Below are 23141 nucleotides of genomic sequence, written 5' to 3' on the forward strand. Positions count from 1 at the left end.
GCAAGGCCGCGGACGGCAAGGCCGCGGACGGCAAGGCCGCGGACGGCAAGGCCGCGGACGGCAAGGCCGCGGACGGCAAGGCCGCGGACGGCAAGGCCGCGGACGGCAAGGACAAGGATTCGGCCGCGACGGCCAAGCCAGACGGGGAGAAGCCCGCCGACGCCACCGCAGCGGCCGGCGCTCTCAGCGTCGGCGAGCCGGCGGACAAGACGAAGTCCGGATACAAGCCCTACTCCACCGACAAGGCCGCCGAGGCCGACAAAGCCGCCGTAACCGACAAGGCCGCCGACGGCAAGACGACCCGGACCAACAAGGCCGCCGACGGCAAGACGACCGGGACCAACAAGGCCGCCGACGACAAGACGGACAAGGGCAGCACTCCCCCGGACAAGGCCGCCGCTGAAGGCAAGACCACTGCCGAACACAAGGCCGAGGGCAAGGACAAGGCCGAGGGCAAGGACAAGGCTGAGGGCAAGGACCAGGCCGAGGGCAAGGCTGAGGCTGAAGGCAAGGACAAGGACAAGGCCGGGAAAGACGGCCAGCCCGGGGACAAAACCCCAAGCACAACCGCCCCCACAGCAGCCGCAGTAGCCGCCGCCTCGCAGGGTCGGGCCACCCGGGTGCTGCGCCGGGCCAACCCCGTACGCGTAGTGCGCAGCACCGCCCGCAGCACCTCAGCCTGGGCCAAACGCCCCAGCGGCCGCCTCATCCTCCCCGCCATCATCGCCGTTCTTCTTCTCGGCGCCGCCGGGACAGCCGGTGCTTATCTCGTACCGCGGGCTTTGCAGTCTGTGCCGACGCCCAGCGTGACGCCCGGTTTCGGGCTTGACGCCGACGCTTCGGCCGGGGCTTCTGCCGGCGCGCTGCCGGGGCCCGGCGGCGTTCCCAGCGCTTCCGCCCCCGTTGTCGGCGGGGTCGTGCCGGGCACCCAGCCCCCTGTCGGCGGCGTGGTCGGCGGCGCCCGGCCGGCCGATGTGCTTGCTTCCTGGGCGCAGGACACCGGCACCCGGGCCGGCATTCCCGTTGTCGCCGTGCAGGCCTACGGCTACGCCGAGCTGGTGGTCGCCCGGACCACCCCGAGCTGTCATCTGAGCTGGACCACGATCGCCGCTATCGCCAAGGTGGAGTCCGCGCACGGCTCTGCCAACGGCGCCGTCCTCAATGTCGACGGGTCGGTTGCCCCGCCGATTTTCGGGTTGCCGTTGGACGGTAAGGGTGGGCGGCAGGAGATCCGGGACACCGATCAGGGTGCGCTCGACGGTGATTCTCAGTTCGATCGGGCGCTGGGTCCGTTGCAGTTCATCCCGCAGACCTGGAATTCGATCTCTGTCGGCAATGGTGTTGATGCCGACAACAATGGTGTTTCCGATCCCAACGACATTGATGACGCGTCGCTGGCCGCGGCCAAGTATCTGTGTCAGGGCGGGCGTGACCTCGCTCGGCCGGATGCCTGGTGGGACGCCATTTTGTCGTACAACGCGGTGCGGCCGTACGCGCAGAAGGTGTTCGATGCGGCCAACGAGTACGGGCAGCGCAGCCGGGTCTGATCGACAACCCACAGTGACGGGTCGCGTACATTTGTCCACCCGGCACTTCCCTGAAGGTCCATGTACCGGCAAGCTGTACGGGTGAGGGTGCGTGAGTGGGATCCCCGGACCGCGTCGGCGGGGGAGATCCGATCGCTCGTGGAGACGTACAACGCGGTGCTGGCTGCCGATCTCCCCGACGATCCACCGTGGCAGGACGTCCAGGTGGTCGACTACCTGGCCGAGACCATGCCGGGTGAGCGCCGGATCAGCTGGGTCGCCGAGGACGACCGCCTCGCCGAGGGTGAGAGCACCATCTACGGCCACGTCAGTGTGCTGCTGCTCGGCGACATCGGGGTGCTGGAGGTGCTGGTCCATCCCGACCTGCGCCGCCGCGGCCTCGGCCAGCAGCTTGTCGGGGTCGCCGCGCGCCGGGCCTATCTCGAGGGTTTCTCCTCCATCGGGGTCGAGGCCATCGGCGACACCCCGGCCATCGCGTTCTACGAGGCGCTGGGCTTCGAGCAGGAATACGTGGAGACCCGCAGCGTCCTGACCCTGTCCAGCGTGGACTGGAACGCCCTGCAGGCCATGGCCAACGGCATCAGCGCCGGCTACCGCGTCGAGTACCACCCCGGTGGGCCGCCGGCCGAGCTGCTGGAGGCGTACGCGCAGGCCAAGCTGGAGGGGCAGGACGGTGACGACAACGACCTGGATCTGCGGCCGAGCTCGTCCGACCCGCAGCGGCTGCGGGACAGCCTCAACACCCTGCACCGCCGGGGCCTGAAGCCGTACATCGTGCTGGCCATCCACGAGGCGTCCGGTGCCGTCGCCGGGCTGACCGAGGTGGTCGTGCCCGCGCAGCATCCTGAACGCGCCGACCAGTACGACACGATCGTCGTCCGCGAGCACCGCGGTTACGGCATCGACCGGGCGATCAAGGCCCGGATGCTGTTCGAGCTGCGGTCCGCCGAGCCCGGCCTGCGCGAGGTGCAGACCTGGAACGCGCAGCACAACGAGTCCATGCTCAAGGTCAACGCGGAGCTGGGCTTCCAGTCCGACCGGGACTGGTACGAGTACGGCGTGGACGTGTCCCAGCTGGTGCAGAGACTCGAGCCCACCGACTGAGCTGTGGAGGCTCCGTGCGTTACCGCCGCTTCCTGCCCTTGCTCGCCCCGCTGCTGACCGCCGCCCTGTTCCCCGGTGTGGCCCGGGCCGCCGACGAACCGCTGGCCGTCGGCGCTGTGCAGGGGCCGACGACGGACGCCGAGAATCCGCGCACCGACCGGTCACCGCTGGCCAACCCGTCCGGCAACGGCACGAGCAGCGTCCTGTACGACGTACGCGGGGTCGTCACCCAGCGCACCCTGGCCCGCACCGCCGCGGGCACCGACCAGCACGGCTTCTTCCTGCAGAGCCGCCGGGGCACCGACGACGGCGACCCGGCCAGCTCCGACGGGATCTTCGTCTTCATGGGCGCCTTCACGTCCTTGATCGGCGGCTATGTGCCGGCCGTCGGTGACGAGATCGTGATCCGGGCCCGGGTGTCGGAGTTCTTCTCGCTGACCCAGCTGTCCGGCGCCTCGCTGGTCACGAAGCTGGCCGAGGGCGTGCCGCTGAGCGACGTCCAGGTCGACGACGCGGCGCCGCCGGGCGAGCTGGCCGCCGCGGACCGCTTCTGGGAGCGGCACGAGGGCATGCAGCTGCGGGTCCGCGACGGCGCCGGGGTCGTCGCCGGCCGCAACGTGTTCAGTGGCACCGCCGACTCGGAGATCTGGGTCATCGACCGCGACGATCCGCTGCTGGACCGGGCCGACCCGTACGCGCGGCGGGTCTTCCGCGACGCGCACCCGCTGGACAATCTGCCCGGCACGGTCGACGACGGCAACGGCGACCGGGTGCTGCTCGGCACCATGGGCGTGAAGGCGACCGCCGCTGACAGCAGCGCGCTGCTGCCGCCGGCCAAGACCTTCGACCTGCTGTCCGGCGACGCGGTCGGCGGCCTCTACTACTCCTTCAACAAGTACGGCATCCAGCCGGCCACCGCCGCGTTCACGCCCGGCGCGGACCCGTCGCGGAACAACCCGCCGAAGGCCGCCGCACGCAGCACCGAGTTCGCCGTCTCGACGTACAACGTGGAGAACCTGTACGACTTCCGCGACGACCCGTTCGACGGCTGCGACTTCACCGGCAACACCGGCTGCCCCGGCGTCAGCCCGCCCTTCGACTACGTTCCGGCGAGCGAGGCGGCGTACCGGGAGAAGCTGGCCGACCTGGCCGACCAGATCGCCGCCGGGCTGCACTCCCCGGATCTGATCCTCGCCCAGGAAGCCGAGGACCAGGACATCTGCACGGTCACCGGCGGCGCCCTGACCTGCGGCGCGGTCAACGACGCGGACGGGCAGCCGGACACGTTGCAGGAGCTGGCCCTGACGATCAAGGGCAACGGCGGTCCGGCGTACGCGGCCGCGTACGACCGCACCGGCGCCGACGCCCGCGGGATCACCGCCGCGTTCCTCTACCGCACCGACCGTCTCTCGCTCGCCCCCGCGACCGCGGCCGACCCGGTGCTGGGCGCGGCACCGCAGGTCACCTACCGCGGCACCCCGCTGGCGAGCAACGCCGACGTGTCCAACCCGAAGGCACTGAACGCCGTGCTGCCGGCCGACGTGGACAGGTCGACGGGTGTGGACGGTTCGAACGTCTTCACCCGGGCGCCGCAGGTCGCGCTCTTCGACGTCAAGGCAGCGCCGGGTGCGGCCGAGCGGTTCCAGCTCTGGGCGGTCAGCAACCACTACTCGTCCGGGCCGGACAGCCGGGTCGGGCAGCGCACCGAACAGGCCGCGTACGGGGCCGCGATCACCACGGCGATCGAGGACACCCACGCGCACGCGCGGATCGCGTACGGCGGTGACCTGAACGTCTTCCCGCGCCCCGACGACCCGGTGCCGGCGGCTCCCGGCGACCAGCTTCGCCCGCTCTACGAGGCCGGGCTGCACAACCTGTGGGACGACCTGGTGGCGGACGCGCCCTCGTCGGCGTACTCGTACGTCTTCGACGGCTCGGCCCAGACGCTGGACCATCTCTTCGTCAACGACGCCCTGCACGGTGACCTGATCGAGATGCGGGCGGCGCACCTCAACGCCGACTGGGCGGCGGCGGACGAGGGGAACGGCTCGAAGGGCTCCAGCGACCACGATCCCCAGGTCGCCCGCTTCCACTCCCGGGCGGCACTGTCGGTCGCCGACGCGAGCGTGGTCGAGGGCGACAGCGGCACGACGTCGCTGGTGTTCCCGGTGACGCTGTCCCGGCCGCTGAGCCGGTCGGTGACGATCTGTGCGAGCACGGTGCCGGGGTCCGCTTGGGTGGGAGTCGACTTCACGCCGTACCTGGGCTGCCGGGTCGTGCCCGCGGGCGCGACCGGTCTCACCTTCCCGGTGCAGGTCCGGGGTGACCGGTGGAAGGAGCCGGACGAGAAGCTGACGCTGGTGGTGGCGGGCCTGGCGGGCATCCGGCTCGCGGACGCCCGCGCGACGGGCACGATCCAGAACGACGACTGAGCCCACCCGCGGCGGAAAACCCATGCAAGTTCGTTACATGAGGGGTACGGCGGTCAGTACCGTTCGCGCAGCAGCTGAGCAGCCTCGGTGGCCCAGTAGGTCAGCATGATCTGGGCCCCGGCCCGCTTGATCGAGGTCAGGGTCTCCAGCATGACGCCCTGCCGGTCGATCCAGCCCTTCTCCGCGGCCGCCTCGACCATCGCGTACTCGCCGGAGACCTGGTACGCGGCGACCGGCACGTCGACCCGTTCCCGCACGGCGGCGATCACGTCGAGGTACGGCAGAGCCGGCTTCACCATGACCATGTCGGCACCCTCGGCGACGTCCAGCTCGACCTCGCGCAGCGCCTCCCGGACGTTGGCCGGGCTCTGCTGGTAGGTGCGGCGGTCACCCTGCAGGCTCGACTCGACGGCCTCCCGGAACGGGCCGTAGAAGGCGCCCGCGTACTTCGCCGAGTAGGCCAGCACCGAGACGTCCTGGTAGCCGGCCTGGTCGAGGGCCTTACGGACCACCCCGATCTGGCCGTCCATCATCCCGGAGGGGCCGACGACATGCGCCCCGGCCTCGGCCTGGGCCACCCCCATCCGGCCGTAGATCTCCAGGGTGGCGTCGTTGTCGACCGTGCCGTCCGGGGCGAGGACGCCGCAGTGCCCGTGGGAGGTGAACTCGTCCAGGCACAGGTCGCCCATGACCACGGTGGCGTCGCCGACCTCGGCGATCAGGTCCCGGAGGCCCACGTTGAGGATGCCGTCCGGGTCGAGGCCGGCCGAACCGGTCTCGTCCTTGTTGGCGTTGTCCGGGACGCCGAAGAGCATCAGGCCACCGACCCCGGCCGAGACGGCCTCGTGGGCGGCCTTGCGCAGCGACTCCCGCGAGTGCTGCATGACACCGGGCAGCGAACTGATCGGCCGCGGCTCGGTCAGACCCTCTTTGAGGAACAGCGGCAGGATCAGCTCGGCCGGTGCGACCCGGGTCTCCTCGACCAGGCGCCGCAGCGCGGGGGTGCGGCGCAGACGCCGCGGACGCACATCGGGGAACGCCATGCTCACTCCCTCAGCCAGGCCGGCCGCGTGAGCCGGCGGAACCGGGCCGGTCGGACAACCGCCCCGGCCAGGCCGGCAACAGCGCCGGTCCGGCGAAACCGGGTCGGCGCGGAGCCGGCTCGGCAAACTGCGGGCCGCGACATCGACGACCCCGACCGGGCCGGCGCGCAACCGGCCCAGGTGGTGCAGCGGACCGGCCCGTCACCGGGCCGGTCCGCGTGAGATCAGCGGAAGCGCAGGGCCGTCGGGCCCTGGACCTTCGAGCCGCGGCGCTGCTTGGCCGGCATCGCCGCCAGCTTCTCGCGCAGCTCCACCGCGTACGACGCCAGGGCCTCGACCAGGTCGGGGACCGAGGCGTGCTGCGGCTGGACGTCGACGCGCAGGCCGAACTCCGTGGCCGTCTCGGCCGTCTTCGGGCCGATCACCGCGACGACCGTGCGGGCGTGCGGCTTGCCCGCGATGCCGACCAGGTTCCGGACCGTCGATGACGAGGTGAACAGCACCGCGTCGAAGCCGCCCGACTTGATCGCGTCGCGGATGTCGGCCGGCGGCGGGGCCGCGCGGACCGTGCGGTACGCCGTGACGTCGTCGACCTCCCAGCCGCGCTCGATCAGGCCCGCGGCCAGCGTCTCCGTGGCGATGTCGGCGCGCGGCAGCAGCACCCGGCCGACCGGGTCGAGGATCTCGTCGTGCGGCGAGAACTCGGCCAGCAGGCCCTCGCTGGACTGGTCCCCGGCCGGGATGAGCTCCGGCTGGATGCCGAACGCGCGGACGGCGTCGGCGGTCGCCTCACCGATGCAGGCGATCTTGACGCCGCCGAAGTGGCGGGCGTCCAGGCCGTGCTCGGCGAACTTCTCCCAGACCGCGCGGACCGCGTTCACCGAGGTGAAGACCACCCAGGCGTACCGGCCGTCGACCAGGCCCTTGACCGCGCGTTCCATCTGCGCGGGGGTGCGCGGCGGCTCGACCGCGATCGTCGGCACCTCGCACGGGATGGCCCCGTACGCCCGCAGCCGGGCACTCATCGCGCCCGCCTGCTCCTTGGTGCGCGGGACGAGGACCTTCCAGCCGTACAGGGGGCGGTTTTCCCACCAGCTCAGCTTGTCGCGCTGGGCGACCTCCGCGCCGACGGTGAGCACCACCCGGCCGGTGAAGCCGAGCGCCGCCGCGACGAAGCTGTCCACCGACGAGGTCGTCGTGTACTGAGTCTCGCCGGTGCCGTCGCCGGTCACGCCGACCGGCGTGCCGGGCTCGACGCCCGCGGCCAGCAGGCCGTCGCGGACAGCGGCGAGGTCACCGGCGTCCACGGCGACCGCGAACGAGCCCTTGACGGCGGCCGCGGCCAGCGCGTCGAAGTCGAGCGCGGTGACGTCGTCGATGTCGGCCGCGGTGCGCACGCCGGGCAGCGGCACACCCGCGTAGGTGGCCACCCCCTCGGCCTGGCCCAGGCCGGGCACGACCTCGAAGTGCACGGCGGTCCGGGCGACGGCCTGGACCTCCTTGACGACGGCCTCGTGACCGAAGGGGTCACCGGCGACCAGGTGCACCGCCGACAGGCCGGACTTGGCCGCGGAGAGCAGCACCTTGGCGACGTCGCCGGGTGCGCCCTCGGCGGGGCTGAACTGGGTGTCGCCCTTGGCTTCCGCCCGGATGGCCGCGAGCAGCGACTCGGGCACCCCACGGTCGTAGACGACCTGGTCGGCGTCGGCGAGGGTGTCGTGAGCCCGGCGGGTCAGCAGGCCGGGATCGCCGGGTCCGGCGCCGACGAAAGCGATACGCCCTGCGGACTTGCGGGCGGTGCGGGTGGTCATTCTGTGCTCCCCATCAGGGTGTCGGCGCCGTTGTCGAGGAGATCGGCGGCGAGCGCCTTGCCGATCTCCGCCGCGTCGGCGGGCGTTCCGGTGCGCGACAGCCGGACAGCTCGGGCCCCGTCCGGGCTGATCACCGCACCGCGCAGGTAGATCTCGTCGCCTTGCTCGCCTTCGGCGAGCTCGGCGTGTGCCGCGACCGGTGCGGAGCAACCGGCCTCGAGCGTGGCGAGCATCGCCCGTTCCGCCGTGACGGCGGCGCGGGACGGTGCATGATCGAGTGCGGCCAGCAGCTCGACCAGGTCTGCGTCGTCGGATCGGCACTCGATCGCCAGCGCACCCTGGGCGGGGGCGGGCAGCATGAGCATCGGGTCCAACGTCTCCGTGATCTCGGCGGCCCGGCCGAGACGCACCACGCCGGCCCGGGCCAGGACAACCGCGTCGAGGTCGGCCTCGGGACCGAGCACCCTCGCGATGCGGCTGTCGACATTGCCGCGGATCGGCGTGACCTGCAACTGTAGGCCCAAAGCATGCAGTTGCGCGATTCGGCGCACCGCGCCCGTGCCGATCGTGGCGCCCGGCGCCAGCTCCGCGAGGGTCAGGTTGTCGCGCGCGATGAGCGCGTCCCGCGGATCCTCGCGCGGCGGGATGGCCGCGATGTGCAGGCCCGGGTACTGGCCCGTGGGCAGGTCCTTGTACGAGTGGACGGCGAAGTCGATCTCCTTCGCCGTGAGCGCGTCGCGCAGCGCGGAGACGAAAACCCCGACGCCGAGCTGGGCGACCGGCGCGGCGGAACGGTCACCGGCTGTGACGATGCGCACGAGCTCGACCGGGCGGCCGGTCGCGGCGGTCAGCGAGTCGGCCACGAGCTGGGACTGGGCGAGCGCGAGGGCGCTGCCCCGGGTGCCGAGGCGCAGCGGTGTGCTCACGCTTGTCCTCCGATCTCGGGTACGGCGTCAGCCTTGGTGGCGTGCGGGACGTCGAGGTCGAACAGCTCCCGCAGCAGGGCCGCGTACTGGTCGCCGCCGGGTTCGGCGGCGAGCTGACGGACCCGTACGGTCGGCGAGTGCAGCAACTGCTGGACGACCCGGTGCAGGGTACGGGAAACGTCGGCCCGCTGCTCCTCGGTGAATTCCGGCCGGCGCGCGGAGAGCTTGCGCAGCTCGGCGCTGACCACGTCGTCGGCGCGGGTGCGCAGGGCGGCCACGGTCGGCGCCACCTCGGCCCCGCGCAGCCAGGCGAGGAAGTGCTCGACCTCGGCGGTGACGATCTGCTCCACCGCGGCGGTCTCGGCGGCGGCCGGCAGGGTGCGCCGGCTCGTGGCCAGGCTGTCGATGTCGACCACGGTGACGCCGGGCAGCGCGCCGACCTCGGGGGCCACGTCGCGCGGCACGGCCAGGTCGAGCACCACCAGCGGCTTCTCCCGGCCGGCCAGGTCGGCGGCGGTCAGCACCGGCTCGGTCGACGCGGTGGCGCAGACCACGATGTCGGCCGCGGCGATGGCCTGGTCGAGCGCGTCGAAGGGGACCGCGGTGGCGCCGTACGCCTCGGCGAGCCGGTCGGCCCGGGCCGCGCCGCGGTTGGTGATCTGCAGCGGCCCGACGCCGGAACGGGTCAGCGTCGCCACGGAGAGCGCGCCCATCGAGCCGGCCCCGACCACCAGGCCGGTGCGCCCGGTCAGCTCGCCACCCAACGTCGCCGCGGCCACCTCGAGGGCGGCGGTGACGACGCTCTGCCCGGCCCGGTCGATGCCGGTCTCGGCGTGCGCCCGCTTACCGACCCGCAGCGTCTGCTGCATCAGCTCGTGCAGCAGCCGGCCGGCGGTGTCCGTCTCGGTCGCCGCGTGGTACGCGTCGCGAAGCTGGCCGAGGATCTGCGACTCGCCGACGACCATCGACTCGAGGCCGGCCGCGAGCCGGAACGAGTGGCGCACGGCCGCCTCGTCGTAGTGGACGTAGAGGTGGGCGGCGAGGTCCTTGGCGCCGATGCCGGAGTGCTCGGCGAGGACGTTGCAGACGTCGCCGAGGCCGCCGTGGAAGCCGGAGACGGCCGCGTACACCTCGACGCGGTTGCAGGTGGACAGCACCACGGCCTCGCCGACGTACGGCTGCGCGACCAGCTTCTCCAGCACGGCCGGGATGTCGGAGCCGGCGATGGTGAGGCGTCCGAGGGTGTCGACTCCGGCGGTCCGGTAGGACGCACCGACGCTGAGCAGATTCACGACCCGACCGCCTCCTGGTTGCCCGCCTCCGGTGAGCGCCCGCCGGGGATCGCCGTCAGCGACGCCTTGCGGTGCTCGTGGAAGGAGAGGATCTGCAGTTCGATGGCGAGATCGACCTTGCGCACGTCGACGCCCGCCGGGACGGACAGCACGCAGGGCGCGAAGTTGAGGATGCTGGTGACCCCCGCAGCCACCAGATCGTCGGCGACGGCCTGCGCGGCGCCCGCCGGGGTGGCGATCACGCCGATGGTGATGCCCTCCTCGACGACGGCCTGGCCGAGCTCGTCGATGTGCCGCACGGTCAGGCCGTTGAGCGGCTTGCCGACCTGCTCGGCGTCGGCGTCGAACAGGGCCACTATGCGGAACCCGCGGCTGGCGAAGCCGTCGTAGCCGGCCAGCGCGTGGCCGAGGTTACCGACGCCGACGAGCGCCACGGCGCGGCGCTGGTCGAGGCCGAGGATGTACTCGATCTGGTCGATGAGCAGCGCGACGTCGTAGCCGACGCCGCGGGTGCCGTACGACCCCAGGTGGGAGAGGTCCTTGCGCAGCTTGGCCGAATTGACCCCCGCCGCCGCGGCGAGACCCTCACTGGAGACCGTTTCGGAACCGGTCTCGGCAAGGTTGTGCAGGGCGCGAAGGTATTCCGGTAGCCGCGCGATCGTCGCCTCCGGAAGATCCGGGAAGGCCGGGACTGCGCCGGTGGTGGCCGGCGTGCTTCCTTGACGCTGCTGACTCATCTGACTCCGTGCCGACGAGGCGAACCTACGGTGAGCCCTGCTGCAGGTCCTGGACCGGTGACGCCTGCTGGGACCGGCTGTGATAGCGGGGCTCGTCGGAGTCACAGAGTAGGCGCTTGTGAAGGCGTGCACAAATCGCGATCTTGATAGCGGAACTGGACAAAGATCGAGTCGGCGTGTTATCCGCCGGCCCTCTGCCGAGTATTACCGCTCGCCACCCTGGTATGCCAATGACGTCGACATTCCGACGACGAGTATCACAGTGTCTGCGCGAGGCGCACCGCATCGACGAGGGTGTCCGTGACCGGACGGCCGCTGGCCCGCAGCCGGGCCGGCTCGGTGAAGCCGCCGGTGTAGAGGACGCACGCGGCGCCGACGGACTCGGCCGCCTCGGCGTCGTCCAGCGAGTCACCGATCAGCACCGCCTGCTCGCCGGGGAGGCCCAGCTCGGCCAGGTGCCGCGCGAGGTGGCCGGCCTTGAGCCCGCCGTCGACCTCGGTGGGCCGCCCGTCGACGCGGGTGAACATGCCGGCCAGGCCGTAGGTCTGCACCGCGGGCACCAGCTCGTCGTGGAACCACATGCTCAGCAGCGACTGGCTGCCCGGCCAGGCCTTGATCGCGGCCTCGGCGTCGGCGGCCAGCGAGGTGCTGGTCAGCCCGACCCGGTACGCCTGGTGGAAGATCCGGTCGAGCTCCTCGAACTCCTCGGCGTCGACCGCCCGGCCGAGGATCTCGGCGTAGAACTCGGCGACCGGGCGGCGGAAGCGCTGCCGGTGCTCGTCCGCGTCGACGCTGCGGCCGCCGACCGCCTTGAAGGTGTGATTGGTCGAGGAGACGACCAGCGACAGGTCGTCGAGCAGGGTGCCGTTCCAGTCCCAGACAAGGTGAGTTCGAGCCACCGCGCGAGATTACAGGCGGGGGGCACCTGCTGGTCTACTCAAATCCCGCAACAGGCGATCTTCCTCGACGCGCCAGTAGCCGTGCTCCTTGCCGTCCAGCAGCACCACCGGCACCCGGTCGCCGTAGTCGCGTTCCAGCTCCACCGAGTCGGAAATCTCGACCCGGGTCCACTGCCCGGGGGCGATCCGGTCCAGGGTCTGCTCGGCCACCTCGCACAGGTGGCAGCCGTCCCGGCTGATCAGGGTGATCCGCGTCATCGGAGTGCTCCTTTGCGTACCTTTCCGATGGCCGAGTGCGGCAGCTCGGTGACCAGCTCGATGCCGGCCGGCAGCTTGAACCGGGCCAGCTCGGCGGCGCAGTGGACCTGCAGCTCGGCGGGGGTGGGCGGGGGGTCGAGGGCGGGCACCACGTAGGCGTACGGGGCCTGCCCGGTCAGCTGGTCAGGGATGGCGATCACCGCCGCCTCGGCCACCCCCGGGTGCGCGTCGAGCACCCGTTCGATCTCGGCCGGGTAGACGTTGAAGCCGTTGACCAGGATCAGCTCGCCGATCCGGTCGACCAGCACCAGGTCGCCGTCCGCGTCGGCGTACGCGATGTCGCCGGTGCCCCACCAGCCGTCGGCGTCCGGGCCGTCGTGAGCGTCCGGCCAGTACCCGGAGAAGAGGTTCGCGCCGCGCACGACGATCTCCCCCGGGTCGGTGCCCGCGCTGACCTCCAGGTCGAGATCGATCTCGGCGTCCTCCTGGACGTCCGCGACGAGCCCGTCGCGCCACAGCACTTCGCCGTCGGCCGTGCGCAGCAGCAGCGAGACCCCGGGCAGCGGGCGGCCGATCGAGCCGGTCTTCTCGCGGTGACTGACCGCGGTCGTGGTGAGCACCGGGGCGGCTTCGGTCAGGCCGTACCCGACCAGCACGGTCTTGCCGGTCGCGGCCGTGAAGGCGGCCGCGTCGGCCGGGTCGAGCGGCGCCGCGCCGCACACAGCCGTCCGCACCGCCGCCAGGGCCTCGCCCGCCGCGGGCTCGCGTGCCCACGCGGCATACATGGACGGCACCCCGATCACGGCCGTGACCTGGTGTTTCGCCATCAGGGAGAGGGTCGCCGCCGGCTCGAAGCGATCCACCAGCACGCCGCAGGCGCCGTAGTGGGCGATCGCGCCGAGGCCCGTGTTCAGCCCGTAGGCGTGGAAGAACGGGATGGCGAGCAGGACCACGTCGGTGGCGCTCAGCACCGGCGGCTCGATGAGCGCGAGCTGATCGTGGTTGGCGGCGAGCGCACGGTGGGTGAGCATGGCGCCCTTCGGCCGCCCGCTGGTCCCGGAGGTGTAGAGCAGGACCGCGAGGTCATCGGCGGCGGGCGCGGGGTGCGGCGCGTCCACTCCCCCGGACGCCAGCTCCCGCACCGGTACGGCTACCCCCTCGGACAACCGCAACCGGCCCAGCACCGCATCATCGGCAACCACCCGGGCGGCCGAGCTGTCGGTCAGCGCGAAGGTCAGCTCGTCGGCGGTGTAGCCGGGATTGAGCGGCACGGCGACCAGCCCGGCCCGCAGCACCGCGAAGTAGGCGACGGCGAACTCGACGGTGTTGCCCAGCACCAGGGCCACCCGATCGCCCGCGGCGGTGCCGGTGGCCAGCCGAGCGGCCCCGCGCGAGACGCGTTCGTCCAGCTCAGCCCACGTGACGACGGTGTCGCCGGCGATCAGGGCGGGGGCGTCGGGGCGCTGCCGCGCGGATGTGCGGACCGGGTCACGCGCGCTGTTCTCCACGACGCCCGAGTCTGGCACAGAAGACCCTCGATCGGGTGGCCGGACAGCCGGTCCGGGCCCCCTTTCGAGGTGTCCTACATGGTGACAGATGTTCCTGATGTGCAGTCTGCGCCACTTCGGAGTAATTTCGCACAGCGCACACAGTGTGCGACTGCCCGTGGTCAAGCTCCGCAATACTTCCCGTCTGTGTAACGGAGTCCACATCCGTGGGTGAGGTCGGCCTGCCCTTTGCGGCCGCCCCACCCCTTTTGTACGTGGATCCGGTTCTGGACACCCCTCATCGACGGCCCGCCGGGTCAAGGAGGCGCAGTGAGTCATGTGTACGCCGGCGATCCGTACAGCCGTGATGTGTTCGCGGCGCGTCTCGCGCTCACGGAGGGCCTGAGCGCCCTCCGCCGGGGCATCGACGGCACGATCGCGCACGCGATCCGCAGCGACGGACCCAAGCGGACCCGGAACCGGCCGCACATCAACGAGTCCCCGAGCCGGCACCTGCCGCCGACGGGAAACGCCAAGCCGGGCAGCGGGCGGGTGGCCGTACCGGGCCGGCCCGCGCAGCCGCCACAGCAGGCCGGCCCGGACCGGCGGGCCGGAACGACCGACGAAACGGTCGTGGTCCCGACCCAGAGCACCACCGGGCCACCGAGCGAGGCCGAGCCACCGAAGTATCCGGCGCGTCCCGACCCGGGTGACGCCGCCGCCGAGGTGTGGGCCCTGGTCGAGCGGGCCCAGGCCGGCGAGTCGGCCGCCTTCGGCCTGATCTACGACCGGTACGTCGACACGGTCTTCCGCTTCGTCTACTTCCGGGTCGGCAACCGCCAGCTCGCCGAGGACCTCACCTCCGACACGTTCCTGCGAGCCCTCAAGCGGATCGGCAGCTTCACCTGGCAGGGCCGTGACCTGGGCGCCTGGCTGGTCACCATCGCCCGCAACCTGGTCGCCGACCACTTCAAGTCGGGTCGCTACCGGCTCGAGGTGACCACCGGCGACGTGCTGGACGCCGACCGCGAGGACCGTGGTCCCGAGGGCAGCCCGGAGGCCGCCGTCGTCGACCACATCACCAACGTGGCGCTGCTCACCGCGGTCAAGCAGCTCAACCCCGAGCAGCAGGAGTGCATCGTGCTGCGCTTCCTGCAAGGCTTCTCGGTGGCCGAGACCGCGCAGACCATGGGCAAGAACGAAGGCGCCATCAAGGCACTGCAGTACCGGGCCGTCCGGGCACTGGCCCGGTTGCTGCCCGAAGGGTTCCAGTGGTGACGGCAATTCACCGTATGTCGATCTCTGTGAGCCTCGCCGCCCTGCTGACACCCGTAACCGGGCCCGCCCGTCGCGCGTTTGTCCGGATGCGACCAGTGGTGGGCCGTCGGCCCGCCGGTTCCGTCGCGACCGCCGGCAATCTCACCGGCGAATCAGTCACGAGCGAAGGGAGGTGCCCGCGGTGAACTTGAACATCTTCGATCGCCGGAGCGCCGAGCGCTTCGCGGAGCTGCTCGACGAGACCAACGGCGGCCGTCGCCATCACACCCGGGGGCAGGCCGACGAGCAACTCGCCGAGCTGGTCGCCATCGGGCACAGCCTCTCCGCGGCACGGTCCGGGGTCCACGTGGATCCCGAGTTCCGCACCGGCCTGCGAGCGATGCTCGTGGCCACGGCCGAGCGGGACGGTATCGGGGCGACCGCCACAGCCACCGAGCAGGAGCCGGCCGAGCCGGTCCGCAAGATGCTCGGCAAGACCGGCCGCCGGATCCGTGCCCGCGGTGCGATCGTCATCGGCGTCGCCGCCGGTGCCATGGCCGTCTCGGGTATCTCCGCAGCGAGCGAGAACGCCGCACCGGGCGACGCCCTGTACGGCGTCAAGCGCTCCACCGAACGGGCCCAGCTGGCCATGGCCGGCTCGGACGTCACCCGGGGTCAGCTGTCGCTGACCTTCGCCCGCAACCGGCTCGCCGAGGCGGCCGCGATGAAGGGTGACAACCCGAGGTTCCGTCAGGTCCTCGGCGACATGGACAACGACACCCGTCAGGGCGTCAAGCTGCTCACGTCCGCCGCCGTGGCCCGCAAGGACAAGACGCCGCTGAGCTCGGTCGACACCTTCGTCGAGAATCAGCGGCGGGTGCTGAACCCGCGGCTGGACCGGCTCAGCCCGGACAACCGGGAACGGGCACAGACCTCGATCAAGCTGCTCGACTCGGTGCACGAGCGGGCCAAGGACCTGCGGGCCGGGCTCGCCTGCGACACGGTGACCCAGTCCGGCGGCGACGCGATCGGTCCGAAGCTGCGCGACTGCACGACCGGCGCCGCCACCGGCTCCCCCGACGAGCAACCGTCGGGTCAGGTCCAGCGGGAAGCGACGACCGGCAGCGGGAACAAGGGCGACGCCGACAAGAAGGCGAAGCCGAAGGACACCGGGGAGCCGACGGTCGACCCGACCCGCGGCGGCAAGGCTGTCCAGCCCGACGCCGAGGTGCCGGCCACCAGCACTCCGGCGGAGACCCCGGAGCCGCTGCTCACCGAGGACCCGGCCGGTGTCGTCCCCGACGACGAGGACAAGGGCCTGCTCGGCGGGCTGCTGGGCAACCTCTTCGGGAGCTGACGGAGCTGAACAGGTAGGGCCTGAACGTGGCGAGGGGCGGTGTCCGACTGCGAAAGTCGGGGCCGCCCCTCACTGCACATGCTACAAGCCGAACGGGTCCGGGCGCTTCTCCAGAAGAGTGTGCAATGTGGCCTGGATCGTCTCGCGGACCTCGTCGGCCAGGTTGTAGACGACCATCGGGTCGTCGGCATACTCGGTCAGGTGCGCGGTCGGGATCGGCGGGCAGAACTCGATCAGCCACTTGCTGGGCAGCGGGACCAGGCCCAGCGGCCCGAGCCACGGGAAGGTCGGCGTGACCGGGAAGTACGGCATGCCGAGCAGCCGGGCCAGCGGCTTGAGGTCGGCCAGGATCGGATAGATCTCCTCGGCCCCGACGATCGCCACCGGCACGATCGGGGTGCCGGTGCGCAGCGCGGCCGAGACGAAGCCGCCGCGGCCGAACCGCTGGAGCTTGTAACGCTCCGAGAAGCGCTTGCCGATGCCCTTGAAGCCCTCGGGGAAGACCCCGACCAGCTCACCCTCGCTCATCAGGCGCTCGGCGTCCGGGTTGCAGGCGACCGTGGCCCCGGCCTTGCGGGCCAGCTCGGACAGCACCGGCAGCCGGAACACCAGGTCGGCGCCGAGCAGCCGCAGATGCCGGTCGCTCGGGTGCTGGTCGCGCAGGGCGACGGTGAGCATCAGCGCGTCCAGGGCGAGCGTGCCGGAGTGGTTGCCGACCACGAGACCGCCACCGGTGTCCGGCACGTTCTCGATGCCGAACACCTCGGTGCGGAACCAGTCGCGGTAGAGCACCTTGAGCATCGGCTGGAAGACGGCGTCGTTGAGCTCGGGGTCGAAGCCGAAGTCGTCGACCTCGTACGCCCCGGCCAGCCGCCGCCGCAGGAAGGCGAGCCCGTTGGCCACCCGCTGGTCCCAGACGTCGATCGGGCCCGGCTGCGGCTCCGGCCCGGGCTCGGGGGCGCTCGCCTCGATCTGGGCCGGCGCGTGGCCGTTGGCGGCGGGCAGGGCCCGGCGGCGGCCCGGCCGGTTGCCGTTCAGGGGCTTCGGCGCCCGGGCCGCGGGCAGCTCGAAGTCCGCGTGGCCGGGCAGCGCGGCGTGGAACTCGTCCTGGGTCATGAGGATGCGTGCTCCTGGTCCTGCGTCGCGGCGGCCCGGACCCGGCGGATGCCGTCGAGGATCGCGCGCTCGGCAGCGGCCAGCCGGTCGGCGTTCAGCGCCTGGCCGGTGCGGTGACCGTGGATGAAGTCGTCGAAGGCGGCCGCGGTCGTACGCGGGCTGAAGCCGAATTCCTTGACCAGCCGGCTGGTGTCGACCACCCGGCCGTGCACGAACAGGTCGATCTGATCCAGGCCGATCTGACCGACGCCGACGTTGCGGGCCAGCGCGGCGACCGAGGACAGCGTGCCCTCGGGCAGCGGCAGGGAGATCCGGCCGGCCCGGCGTACGGCCTGGGAGAGCGCCAGCACACCCGCGCCGGCGACGTTGAACGTGCCGGGATGGTCCTCGACCACCGAGCGGTGCAGGATCTCCAGCGCGTCGTCGACGTGCACGAACTGCAGCCGGGCGTCGCGGCCCAGCACGGTCGGGATCACCGGCTGCGCGAAGTAGCGGGTGAGTGAGGTCTCGGCGGTGGAGCTCAGGAACGGCGCGAACCGCAGCACGGTGGCGGCGACCTCGGGCCGGCGGCGGCGGAAACCACGCACGTAGCCCTCGATGTCGAGGATGTCGCGCGCGAAGGAGCCCCGCGGGACGGCCCGGGGCTCGGTGTCCTCGGTGAAGACGGCCGGGTCGCGGAACGAGGCGCCGTACGCGGCTGTGGAGGAGCGCACCACCAGCTTGCGCAGCCGGTCGGCCCCCTGGGCGGCCGCGAGCAGCTGCATCGTGCCGATGACGTTCTGCTCTTTCATCGCCGCGCGGCCACCACTGTGCGGATCAGGCGCGCTGGTGACCGCCAGGTGCACGACCGCCTCGGCGCCGAGCTCGGCGATGGCACCGCTCGCGGCGCGCGCGTCAGCCTGGATCAGCTCGACGTCCGCCAGCAGGCCCGCGAGGGCGGGCGGCGGATCGAGCGGATCCAGGCCGATGACACGTTCGACACGGGGGTCCGCGGCGAGCCGGGCGGCGACCCGGGCACCGAGGAATCGGCTGACCCCGGTGACCACGACGACCCTCGGCGGGGCCGCGGGAGAAGACGTCACCACGGGCGCGCCTTTCGCATGCGGCGATGGGTGAGGCAAGTGACCGGGCCGGGCGTCACGCCCGGCCGGACATCACTTGCCGAGACGGCGACGCTGGACGCGGGTCTTGCGCAGCAGCTTACGGTGCTTCTTCTTCGCCATACGCTTGCGACGCTTCTTGACCACGGAGCCCATACGAAATGCCTCTCGAAACCATGTGGGGCCGGTCCCTGCGCACCCGCAGGCACACCCGACCGAGCTTGACGGCGGCCCGCCCCGCACCGGCGCCGAACAGGAAGCGCACAGGTGTCACGGGGGCGAACCGCTCCAGCGTAGCGGCCCGGCCGGGTCGGGACCAACACGGCCCCATGGTCACGCCGTTTGGCTGAACGCTCCCCGCAGGTACGTGTGGACAGCGTGCTCCGGCACCCGGAACGAACGACCGACCCGTACGGCACTGAGCTCGCCGCCGTGCACGAGCCGGTAGACGGTCATCTTGGACACCCGCATCAGGGCGGCCACCTCGGCCACGGTCAGGAAGCGCACCTCGGCGAGGCGCTCCTCGGCTTGGGCTGGACCCGTCATCTCCTCGCACCGATCCTTTCGCAGGCGCCTCCGCCGCGGCCGTCAGGCCGTGCGCCGCGGCGGGCGGGCGCGCGTGTCATCAGTACGGTATCGAGACTCCTGTGATCAAGGCGATGCGTTCCGTGAAATAACCACAAAAAGTCAAGCCGACACGCCCCTTGTGGCGTGTTCTCCCCCGAAAGGTGACTTACTTCTTACTGGTCAGAGCGCGGCCGAAGAACGCCACGTTGGCCGGGCGCTCGGCCAGGCGGCGCATCAGGTAGCCGTACCACTGGTCGCCGTAGGGCACGTAGACGCGCACGGTGTGGCCGGCGGCGGCCAGCCGGGCCTGCTCCTCCGGGCGGACGCCGTAGAGCATCTGGAACTCGAACTCGTCGGCCGAGCGGTCGAACCAGCGGGCCCGGTCCTCGGCGATGGCGATCAGCCGCGGGTCGTGGGTCGCGATCATCGGGTAGCCGTCGCCCGACATCAGGATGTTGAGGCAGCGCACGTACGCCTTGTCGACGTCGAGCGCGGACTGGTACGCGACCGACTCGGGCTCCGCGTACGCGCCCTTGCAGAGCCGCACCCGCGAGCCGGTGGTGGCCAGTTCCCGGCAGTCACCCTCGGTCCGGCGCAGGTACGCCTGCAGGACCGCCCCGGTGCCCGGGTGGTCCTTGCGCAGCTCAGCGAGGATCTCCAGGGTCGAGTCGGTGGTGGTGTGGTCCTCGGCGTCCAGCGTCACCGTGGTGCCCGCCGCGGCCGCCGCGGCACAGATCTCCTGCGCGTAGCCGAACGCCATCCGGTCGTCGACCTTCTGCCCCAGCGCGGACAGCTTGACGCTGACCTCGGCCGCCGGGGTCAGGCCGGCGCCGCTGAGCCGGCTCAGCAGGGTCAGATACTGGTCGCGGATGGCGGTCGCCTGCTCGGCCGTCAACGTGTCCTCGCCCAGATAGTCCAGGCTGATCGCGAGGCCGTCGTCGGCGAGCTCCCGGCTCGCGCGCAAGGCGTCGTCGACACCGGCGCCGGCCACGAACCGGCGGACGACCCCCTTGCTGACCGGGGCGGAGGAGATCAGCCGCTCCATCCGGGACGACCCGGCGGCGGCGAGAAAGACGGAACGGAGCATGCGCCGAGCGTATCGCCCGTCCTCGCAACCCTCGCGGTAGAGCTGTCTTTGTCCTTCACGGTGCGGCTACGGTTGTCGGGTGAACTTCGATGCGTACGCGCGTACGGCCGTCGAGCTGGTGAATGCCGGGCTCGCCGACCTCGATGGTCTCCGGGCGCTGTTCAGCGAGGAGCAGGCCTGGATGCGGGACGAGGTGGGCGAGAAGGACCTCGGGGTCTTCCGCCGGGCCCAGCGCCGGCTGCGCGACGTCTTCGAGTACGGCACCACCGGGCGCGACGCCGACGCCGTCATTGAGCTGAACGCGTTACTGGAGGCGTACCCGGTGCAGCCGCGCATCTCCGGGCACGACGCGTCCGACTGGCATATGCACGTCACCAGCCGGGGCGCCTCGGTCAGCTCGGAATACCTGGCCGGCGCGGTCTGGGGCCTGTCGGTGTGGCTCTGCGAGTACGGCAGCGCCCGCTTCGGCATCTGCGCCGACGAACGCTGCGGCAACGTCTATCTCGACACGTCGTCGAACAACTGCCGGCGCTTCTGCTCGGAGCGCTGCGCGACCCGCTCGCACGTGGCCGCGCACCGGGCCCGCAAGCGCGCCGCGACGCTCACCCCCGCGTAGCGGCCGGGGTCGCCGTCGCCGCGGGCGCCAGGTGGTGCCGGGCGAAGGCGAGCGACTCGCGCAGGTCGGCCTCGCGGACCGCCCGGCTGGTCACCTTGCGGGTGGAGACCTCGAGCGCCACCGAGCCCTGGAAGCCGCGCCCGGCCAGCGACTGCAGCAACTCGGCGCACGGCTGATTGCCCCGCCCGGGCACCAGGTGCTCGTCGCGGCCCTCGCCGGTGCCGTCGCCCAGGTGCACGTGCTTGAGGCCCTTGCCCATCCGGTCGGCCAGCTCCATCGAGTCCGTCCGCGAGGCGGCGGCGTGCGACAGATCCAGCGTGTACGCGTCGTAGCCGGCCTCGGTCGGATCCCAGCCCGGCACGTACGGCACGAAGGTGCGCCCGGCCATCCGGACGGGGTACATGTTCTCGATCGCGAACGTGATGTCCGGGTGGCGCACCTGGATCTTGGCCAGGCCACCGGCGAAGTTGCGGGCATAGTCACGCTGCCAGGTGAACGGCGGGTGCACGACCACGGTCGGCGCGCCCAGGGTCTCGGCGAGCTGGGCGGCCCGGTCGAGCCGCTCCCACGGGTCCGGGCTCCACACCCGCTGGGTCACGAGCAGGCAGGGCGCGTGCACCGACAGCACCGGAACCTCGTAGTGATCGGAGAGGCCCTGCAGTGCGCCGGCGTCCTGGCTGACGGCGTCCGTCCACACCATGACCTCGACACCGTCGTAACCCACCGTCGCCGCCATCTCGAACGCGGCCGCGGTCGGCTCGGGGAAGACGGAGGAGCTGGACAGGAGCACGGGGACACGGGAAGTCACCCGTCAAGCGTAGACCCGTCCGGCACACCGGCCAGTTCCCAGTCGGGATATAAACGGCGAAACGCTCTGCCGCACGGGGGTTTACCACCCGCACGCGTACGCTGTCGCAGGTGAGTCGCCGCACCCAGATACGCATCGTGATGGACGAGGCGGCCGCCGCCCGTGCCCGCGAAGTTCCGCTCGACTTCCCCCGGGAATGGCTCGAGTTCACCGACCCCGCCGACGACCAGCACGTGGTCCGGGCCGACCTGACCTGGCTGCTGTCCCGCTGGACGTGCGTCTTCGGTTCCGCCTGCCACGGCATCGTGGCCGGCCGGGCCCAGGACGGCTGCTGCTCGCACGGGGCGTTCTTCACCGACGCCGACGACGAGGCCCGCACCAAGAACGCGGCGGCCAGGCTGACGCCCGAGACGTGGCAGCACTACCGGCGCGGTTTCAAGAACTACACCGCGATGGACACCATCGACGGCGAGAAGCCCGCGCGCCGGACGGCGACCCAGTCCAAGGAAGGGCCGTGCGTGTTCCTCAACGACGCCGACTTCGCCGGGGGCGGTGGCTGCGCGCTGCACGCCCAGGCGCTGCGCGACGGCGTGCACCCGCTGACCTACAAGCCGGACGTCTGCTGGCAGCTGCCGGTGCGCCGCGAGCAGGACTGGACGAAGCGGCCCGACGGCACGAAGTACCTGCTGTCCACGCTGACCGAGTTCGACCGGCGCGGCTGGGGTCCCGGCGGGCACGACCTGGACTGGTGGTGCACGTCCTCACCGGACGCGCACGTCGGCACCGAGCCGATGTACAAGTCGTACGCGCCCGAGCTGATCGCGCTGGTCGGCCAGGAGGCGTACGACGAACTGGCCCGGCTCTGCGACATCCGCCTGCAGTCCAAGCTGGTCGCGCCGCACCCGGCGACGGTCGCCGCGGAGGCGGCCCGAGCGCCGAAGAAGCGCGGCGGACGTGAGCCGGCGACCCCGCCACAGGCGAGCTGACCATTGACGGGAGTCCATCAGTTAATTTACTAACTGAATGTCCCCCCGACTTCCCCTGCTCGTCAGCGCCCTGGCCCTGGTGGCCGCCGGCACCACGGTGACCAGCTCATGGAGCTCGGTACGGGCCAGCACTGGCAACCACCACCGGTTCACCGACGTGTCCTGGAACGGCACGGTCGCGCCCGGCGCCACGGTCAGCTTCGGCTTCAACGCGGCGGCTCTGGGCGTACCCCTGGGTTGCACTGGCCGCCGCCCGGCCGGGCCAGACGATCCGGCTGGCGCCCGGCATTTACCGCGGCGCGTTCCTGGGCCGCGCGGCCGGCACGGCCGCCGCGCCGGTCACCCTGACCGGCCCGGCCACGGCGATCCTGACCAACCCCGAATCATCGGGGACCAACTGGTCCTGCTACGGCAACAGCGGCGGCATCGACGCCTCGGACCGGATCCAGGTGCTGAACAACCGGGTCGGCCCGGACGTGGCGGCGGAGCACGTGGACGTGAAGGAGGGCACGGTCGGTGGCGTGGTCCGCGGCAACACCTGGAACGGGCAGGGCATCGCGGGCCAGAACTCGGCCGACTCCTGGCTGGACAACGTGACGTCGACCTCCAAGTGCGCGGGCAACCTGAACGTGGTCCACGCCTCGAACACGGTCACCGGTGCGACCAGCGGCCTGACGAACATCGCGGTCACCCCGTGACAGCGGCGGGCGC

General features: G+C 71.8%; 21 protein-coding genes and 2 pseudogenes. 9 read left to right on the forward strand and 14 right to left on the reverse strand.

The features are described 5' to 3' along the window. From ACZ6S4_RS23550 to ACZ6S4_RS23560, 3 genes and pseudogenes are all read left to right on the forward strand, one after another. The coding region (locus ACZ6S4_RS23550; RefSeq protein ID WP_465476977.1) for a lysozyme family protein at positions 1 to 1547 on the forward strand (1547 nt) is incomplete at its 5' end. 60 nt (positions 1548 to 1607) lie between these two features. Next, a complete protein-coding gene (locus tag ACZ6S4_RS23555) occupies positions 1608 to 2651 on the forward strand; it encodes a GNAT family N-acetyltransferase (protein WP_465476978.1) in 1044 nt (347 codons plus the stop codon). Between the two features lie 89 nt (positions 2652 to 2740). Beyond that, positions 2741 to 5083: pseudogene (locus ACZ6S4_RS23560) on the forward strand (lamin tail domain-containing protein); the annotation flags it as partial. 53 nt (positions 5084 to 5136) lie between these two features. Here the strand turns inward: ACZ6S4_RS23560 and hemB are convergent. The 8 genes from hemB to ACZ6S4_RS23600 form a co-directional block, all read right to left on the reverse strand. Further along, positions 5137 to 6126: a porphobilinogen synthase gene (gene hemB / locus ACZ6S4_RS23565; protein WP_465476979.1), complete on the reverse strand. Its 990-nt coding sequence runs from the start codon at positions 6124 to 6126 to the stop codon at positions 5137 to 5139. 224 nt (positions 6127 to 6350) lie between these two features. Then, on the reverse strand, positions 6351 to 7937 hold the full coding sequence (locus ACZ6S4_RS23570; protein ID WP_212986481.1) for a bifunctional uroporphyrinogen-III C-methyltransferase/uroporphyrinogen-III synthase: 1587 nt from the start codon (positions 7935 to 7937) through the stop codon (positions 6351 to 6353). Then, a complete protein-coding gene (gene hemC / locus ACZ6S4_RS23575; protein ID WP_465476980.1) occupies positions 7934 to 8863 on the reverse strand; it encodes a hydroxymethylbilane synthase in 930 nt (309 codons plus the stop codon). Before hemC ends, ACZ6S4_RS23570 begins: the two co-directional genes overlap by 4 nt. Then, positions 8860 to 10155, reverse strand: coding sequence for a glutamyl-tRNA reductase (locus ACZ6S4_RS23580; protein WP_465476981.1), 1296 nt, complete (start codon positions 10153 to 10155; stop codon positions 8860 to 8862). The genes hemC and ACZ6S4_RS23580 overlap by 4 nt, the downstream gene beginning before the upstream one ends. Continuing rightward, positions 10152 to 10892, reverse strand: a complete 741-nt coding sequence (locus ACZ6S4_RS23585) for a redox-sensing transcriptional repressor Rex (RefSeq protein ID WP_212986484.1) — start codon at positions 10890 to 10892, stop codon at positions 10152 to 10154. The genes ACZ6S4_RS23580 and ACZ6S4_RS23585 overlap by 4 nt, the downstream gene beginning before the upstream one ends. Before the next feature lie 257 nt (positions 10893 to 11149). Next, entirely contained in the window at positions 11150 to 11791 is a 642-nt protein-coding gene (locus tag ACZ6S4_RS23590) for an HAD family hydrolase (RefSeq protein ID WP_465476982.1), read from the reverse strand. Between the two features lie 9 nt (positions 11792 to 11800). Then, positions 11801 to 12049, reverse strand: coding sequence for a glutaredoxin family protein (locus ACZ6S4_RS23595; protein WP_465476983.1), 249 nt, complete (start codon positions 12047 to 12049; stop codon positions 11801 to 11803). Further along, the gene (locus ACZ6S4_RS23600; RefSeq protein WP_465476984.1) at positions 12046 to 13557 is read right to left on the reverse strand and encodes an AMP-binding protein; all 1512 of its coding nucleotides are present in this window, start codon (positions 13555 to 13557) and stop codon (positions 12046 to 12048) included. The genes ACZ6S4_RS23595 and ACZ6S4_RS23600 overlap by 4 nt, the downstream gene beginning before the upstream one ends. 309 nt (positions 13558 to 13866) lie before the next feature. On the opposite strand from ACZ6S4_RS23600, the gene ACZ6S4_RS23605 reads away from it, so the two are divergent. Continuing rightward, positions 13867 to 14814, forward strand: coding sequence for an ECF subfamily RNA polymerase sigma factor, BldN family (locus ACZ6S4_RS23605; RefSeq protein WP_212986488.1), 948 nt, complete (start codon positions 13867 to 13869; stop codon positions 14812 to 14814). 181 nt (positions 14815 to 14995) lie between these two features. Then, positions 14996 to 16150, forward strand: a complete 1155-nt coding sequence (locus ACZ6S4_RS23610; RefSeq protein WP_465476985.1) for a DUF5667 domain-containing protein — start codon at positions 14996 to 14998, stop codon at positions 16148 to 16150. 81 nt (positions 16151 to 16231) lie between these two features. On the opposite strand, the gene ACZ6S4_RS23615 is transcribed toward ACZ6S4_RS23610, so the two are convergent. The 5 genes from ACZ6S4_RS23615 to ACZ6S4_RS23635 form a co-directional block, all read right to left on the reverse strand. Then, a complete protein-coding gene (locus ACZ6S4_RS23615) occupies positions 16232 to 17266 on the reverse strand; it encodes a lysophospholipid acyltransferase family protein (protein WP_465476986.1) in 1035 nt (344 codons plus the stop codon). Then, complete coding sequence (locus ACZ6S4_RS23620) at positions 17263 to 18351, reverse strand: NAD-dependent epimerase/dehydratase family protein (protein WP_465476987.1); 1089 nt, start codon at positions 18349 to 18351, stop codon at positions 17263 to 17265. Before ACZ6S4_RS23620 ends, ACZ6S4_RS23615 begins: the two co-directional genes overlap by 4 nt. Before the next feature lie 69 nt (positions 18352 to 18420). Next, positions 18421 to 18522: a 30S ribosomal protein bS22 gene (locus ACZ6S4_RS23625; protein WP_007465623.1), complete on the reverse strand. Its 102-nt coding sequence runs from the start codon at positions 18520 to 18522 to the stop codon at positions 18421 to 18423. A 177-nt stretch (positions 18523 to 18699) separates the two neighbouring features. After that, positions 18700 to 18912 (reverse strand): helix-turn-helix domain-containing protein, encoded by a 213-nt coding sequence (locus tag ACZ6S4_RS23630; RefSeq protein WP_125803603.1) that lies wholly within the window; start codon positions 18910 to 18912, stop codon positions 18700 to 18702. Between the two features lie 187 nt (positions 18913 to 19099). After that, positions 19100 to 20020 (reverse strand): proline dehydrogenase family protein, encoded by a 921-nt coding sequence (locus ACZ6S4_RS23635; protein ID WP_465476988.1) that lies wholly within the window; start codon positions 20018 to 20020, stop codon positions 19100 to 19102. 79 nt (positions 20021 to 20099) lie between these two features. Here ACZ6S4_RS23635 and ACZ6S4_RS23640 point away from each other — a divergent pair, with 79 nt between their 5' ends. Next, positions 20100 to 20636 (forward strand): CGNR zinc finger domain-containing protein, encoded by a 537-nt coding sequence (locus ACZ6S4_RS23640; protein WP_465476989.1) that lies wholly within the window; start codon positions 20100 to 20102, stop codon positions 20634 to 20636. Here ACZ6S4_RS23640 and ACZ6S4_RS23645 read toward each other — a convergent pair. Beyond that, entirely contained in the window at positions 20623 to 21444 is an 822-nt protein-coding gene (locus tag ACZ6S4_RS23645) for a sugar phosphate isomerase/epimerase family protein (RefSeq protein WP_465476990.1), read from the reverse strand. The two genes, ACZ6S4_RS23640 and ACZ6S4_RS23645, sit on opposite strands and share 14 nt — an antisense overlap. Positions 21445 to 21584: 140 nt before the next feature. Here ACZ6S4_RS23645 and ACZ6S4_RS23650 point away from each other — a divergent pair, with 140 nt between their 5' ends. The 3 genes and pseudogenes from ACZ6S4_RS23650 to ACZ6S4_RS23660 all read left to right on the forward strand — a co-directional run bounded on the left by ACZ6S4_RS23650 (position 21585) and on the right by ACZ6S4_RS23660 (position 23128). Beyond that, positions 21585 to 22430: a DUF3109 family protein gene (locus tag ACZ6S4_RS23650; protein ID WP_465477178.1), complete on the forward strand. Its 846-nt coding sequence runs from the start codon at positions 21585 to 21587 to the stop codon at positions 22428 to 22430. A 37-nt stretch (positions 22431 to 22467) separates the two neighbouring features. Beyond that, positions 22468 to 22596: pseudogene (locus ACZ6S4_RS23655) on the forward strand (hypothetical protein); the annotation flags it as partial. 283 nt (positions 22597 to 22879) lie between these two features. After that, positions 22880 to 23128: a hypothetical protein gene (locus ACZ6S4_RS23660; protein ID WP_465477190.1), complete on the forward strand. Its 249-nt coding sequence runs from the start codon at positions 22880 to 22882 to the stop codon at positions 23126 to 23128. Positions 23129 to 23141: the final 13 nt, after the last annotated feature.

The organism is Actinoplanes sp. NPDC051405 (assembly GCF_055586185.1).

Bases quoted from the DNA above. Each gene is read 5' to 3' on its own strand.
- ACZ6S4_RS23635 (WP_465476988.1), bottom strand. From the start codon at position 20,020: ATGCTCCGTTCCGTCTTTCTCGCCGCCGCCGGGTCGTCCCGGATGGAG.
- ACZ6S4_RS23570 (WP_212986481.1), bottom strand. From the start codon at position 7,937: ATGACCACCCGCACCGCCCGCAAGTCCGCAGGGCGTATCGCTTTCGTC.
- ACZ6S4_RS23595 (WP_465476983.1), bottom strand. From the start codon at position 12,049: ATGACGCGGATCACCCTGATCAGCCGGGACGGCTGCCACCTGTGCGAG.
- ACZ6S4_RS23615 (WP_465476986.1), bottom strand. From the start codon at position 17,266: ATGACCCAGGACGAGTTCCACGCCGCGCTGCCCGGCCACGCGGACTTC.
- ACZ6S4_RS23555 (WP_465476978.1), top strand. From the start codon at position 1,608: ATGTACCGGCAAGCTGTACGGGTGAGGGTGCGTGAGTGGGATCCCCGG.
- ACZ6S4_RS23625 (WP_007465623.1), bottom strand. From the start codon at position 18,522: ATGGGCTCCGTGGTCAAGAAGCGTCGCAAGCGTATGGCGAAGAAGAAG.
- hemB (WP_465476979.1), bottom strand. From the start codon at position 6,126: ATGGCGTTCCCCGATGTGCGTCCGCGGCGTCTGCGCCGCACCCCCGCG.
- ACZ6S4_RS23585 (WP_212986484.1), bottom strand. From the start codon at position 10,892: ATGAGTCAGCAGCGTCAAGGAAGCACGCCGGCCACCACCGGCGCAGTC.
- ACZ6S4_RS23630 (WP_125803603.1), bottom strand. From the start codon at position 18,912: ATGACGGGTCCAGCCCAAGCCGAGGAGCGCCTCGCCGAGGTGCGCTTC.
- ACZ6S4_RS23650 (WP_465477178.1), top strand. From the start codon at position 21,585: ATGGACGAGGCGGCCGCCGCCCGTGCCCGCGAAGTTCCGCTCGACTTC.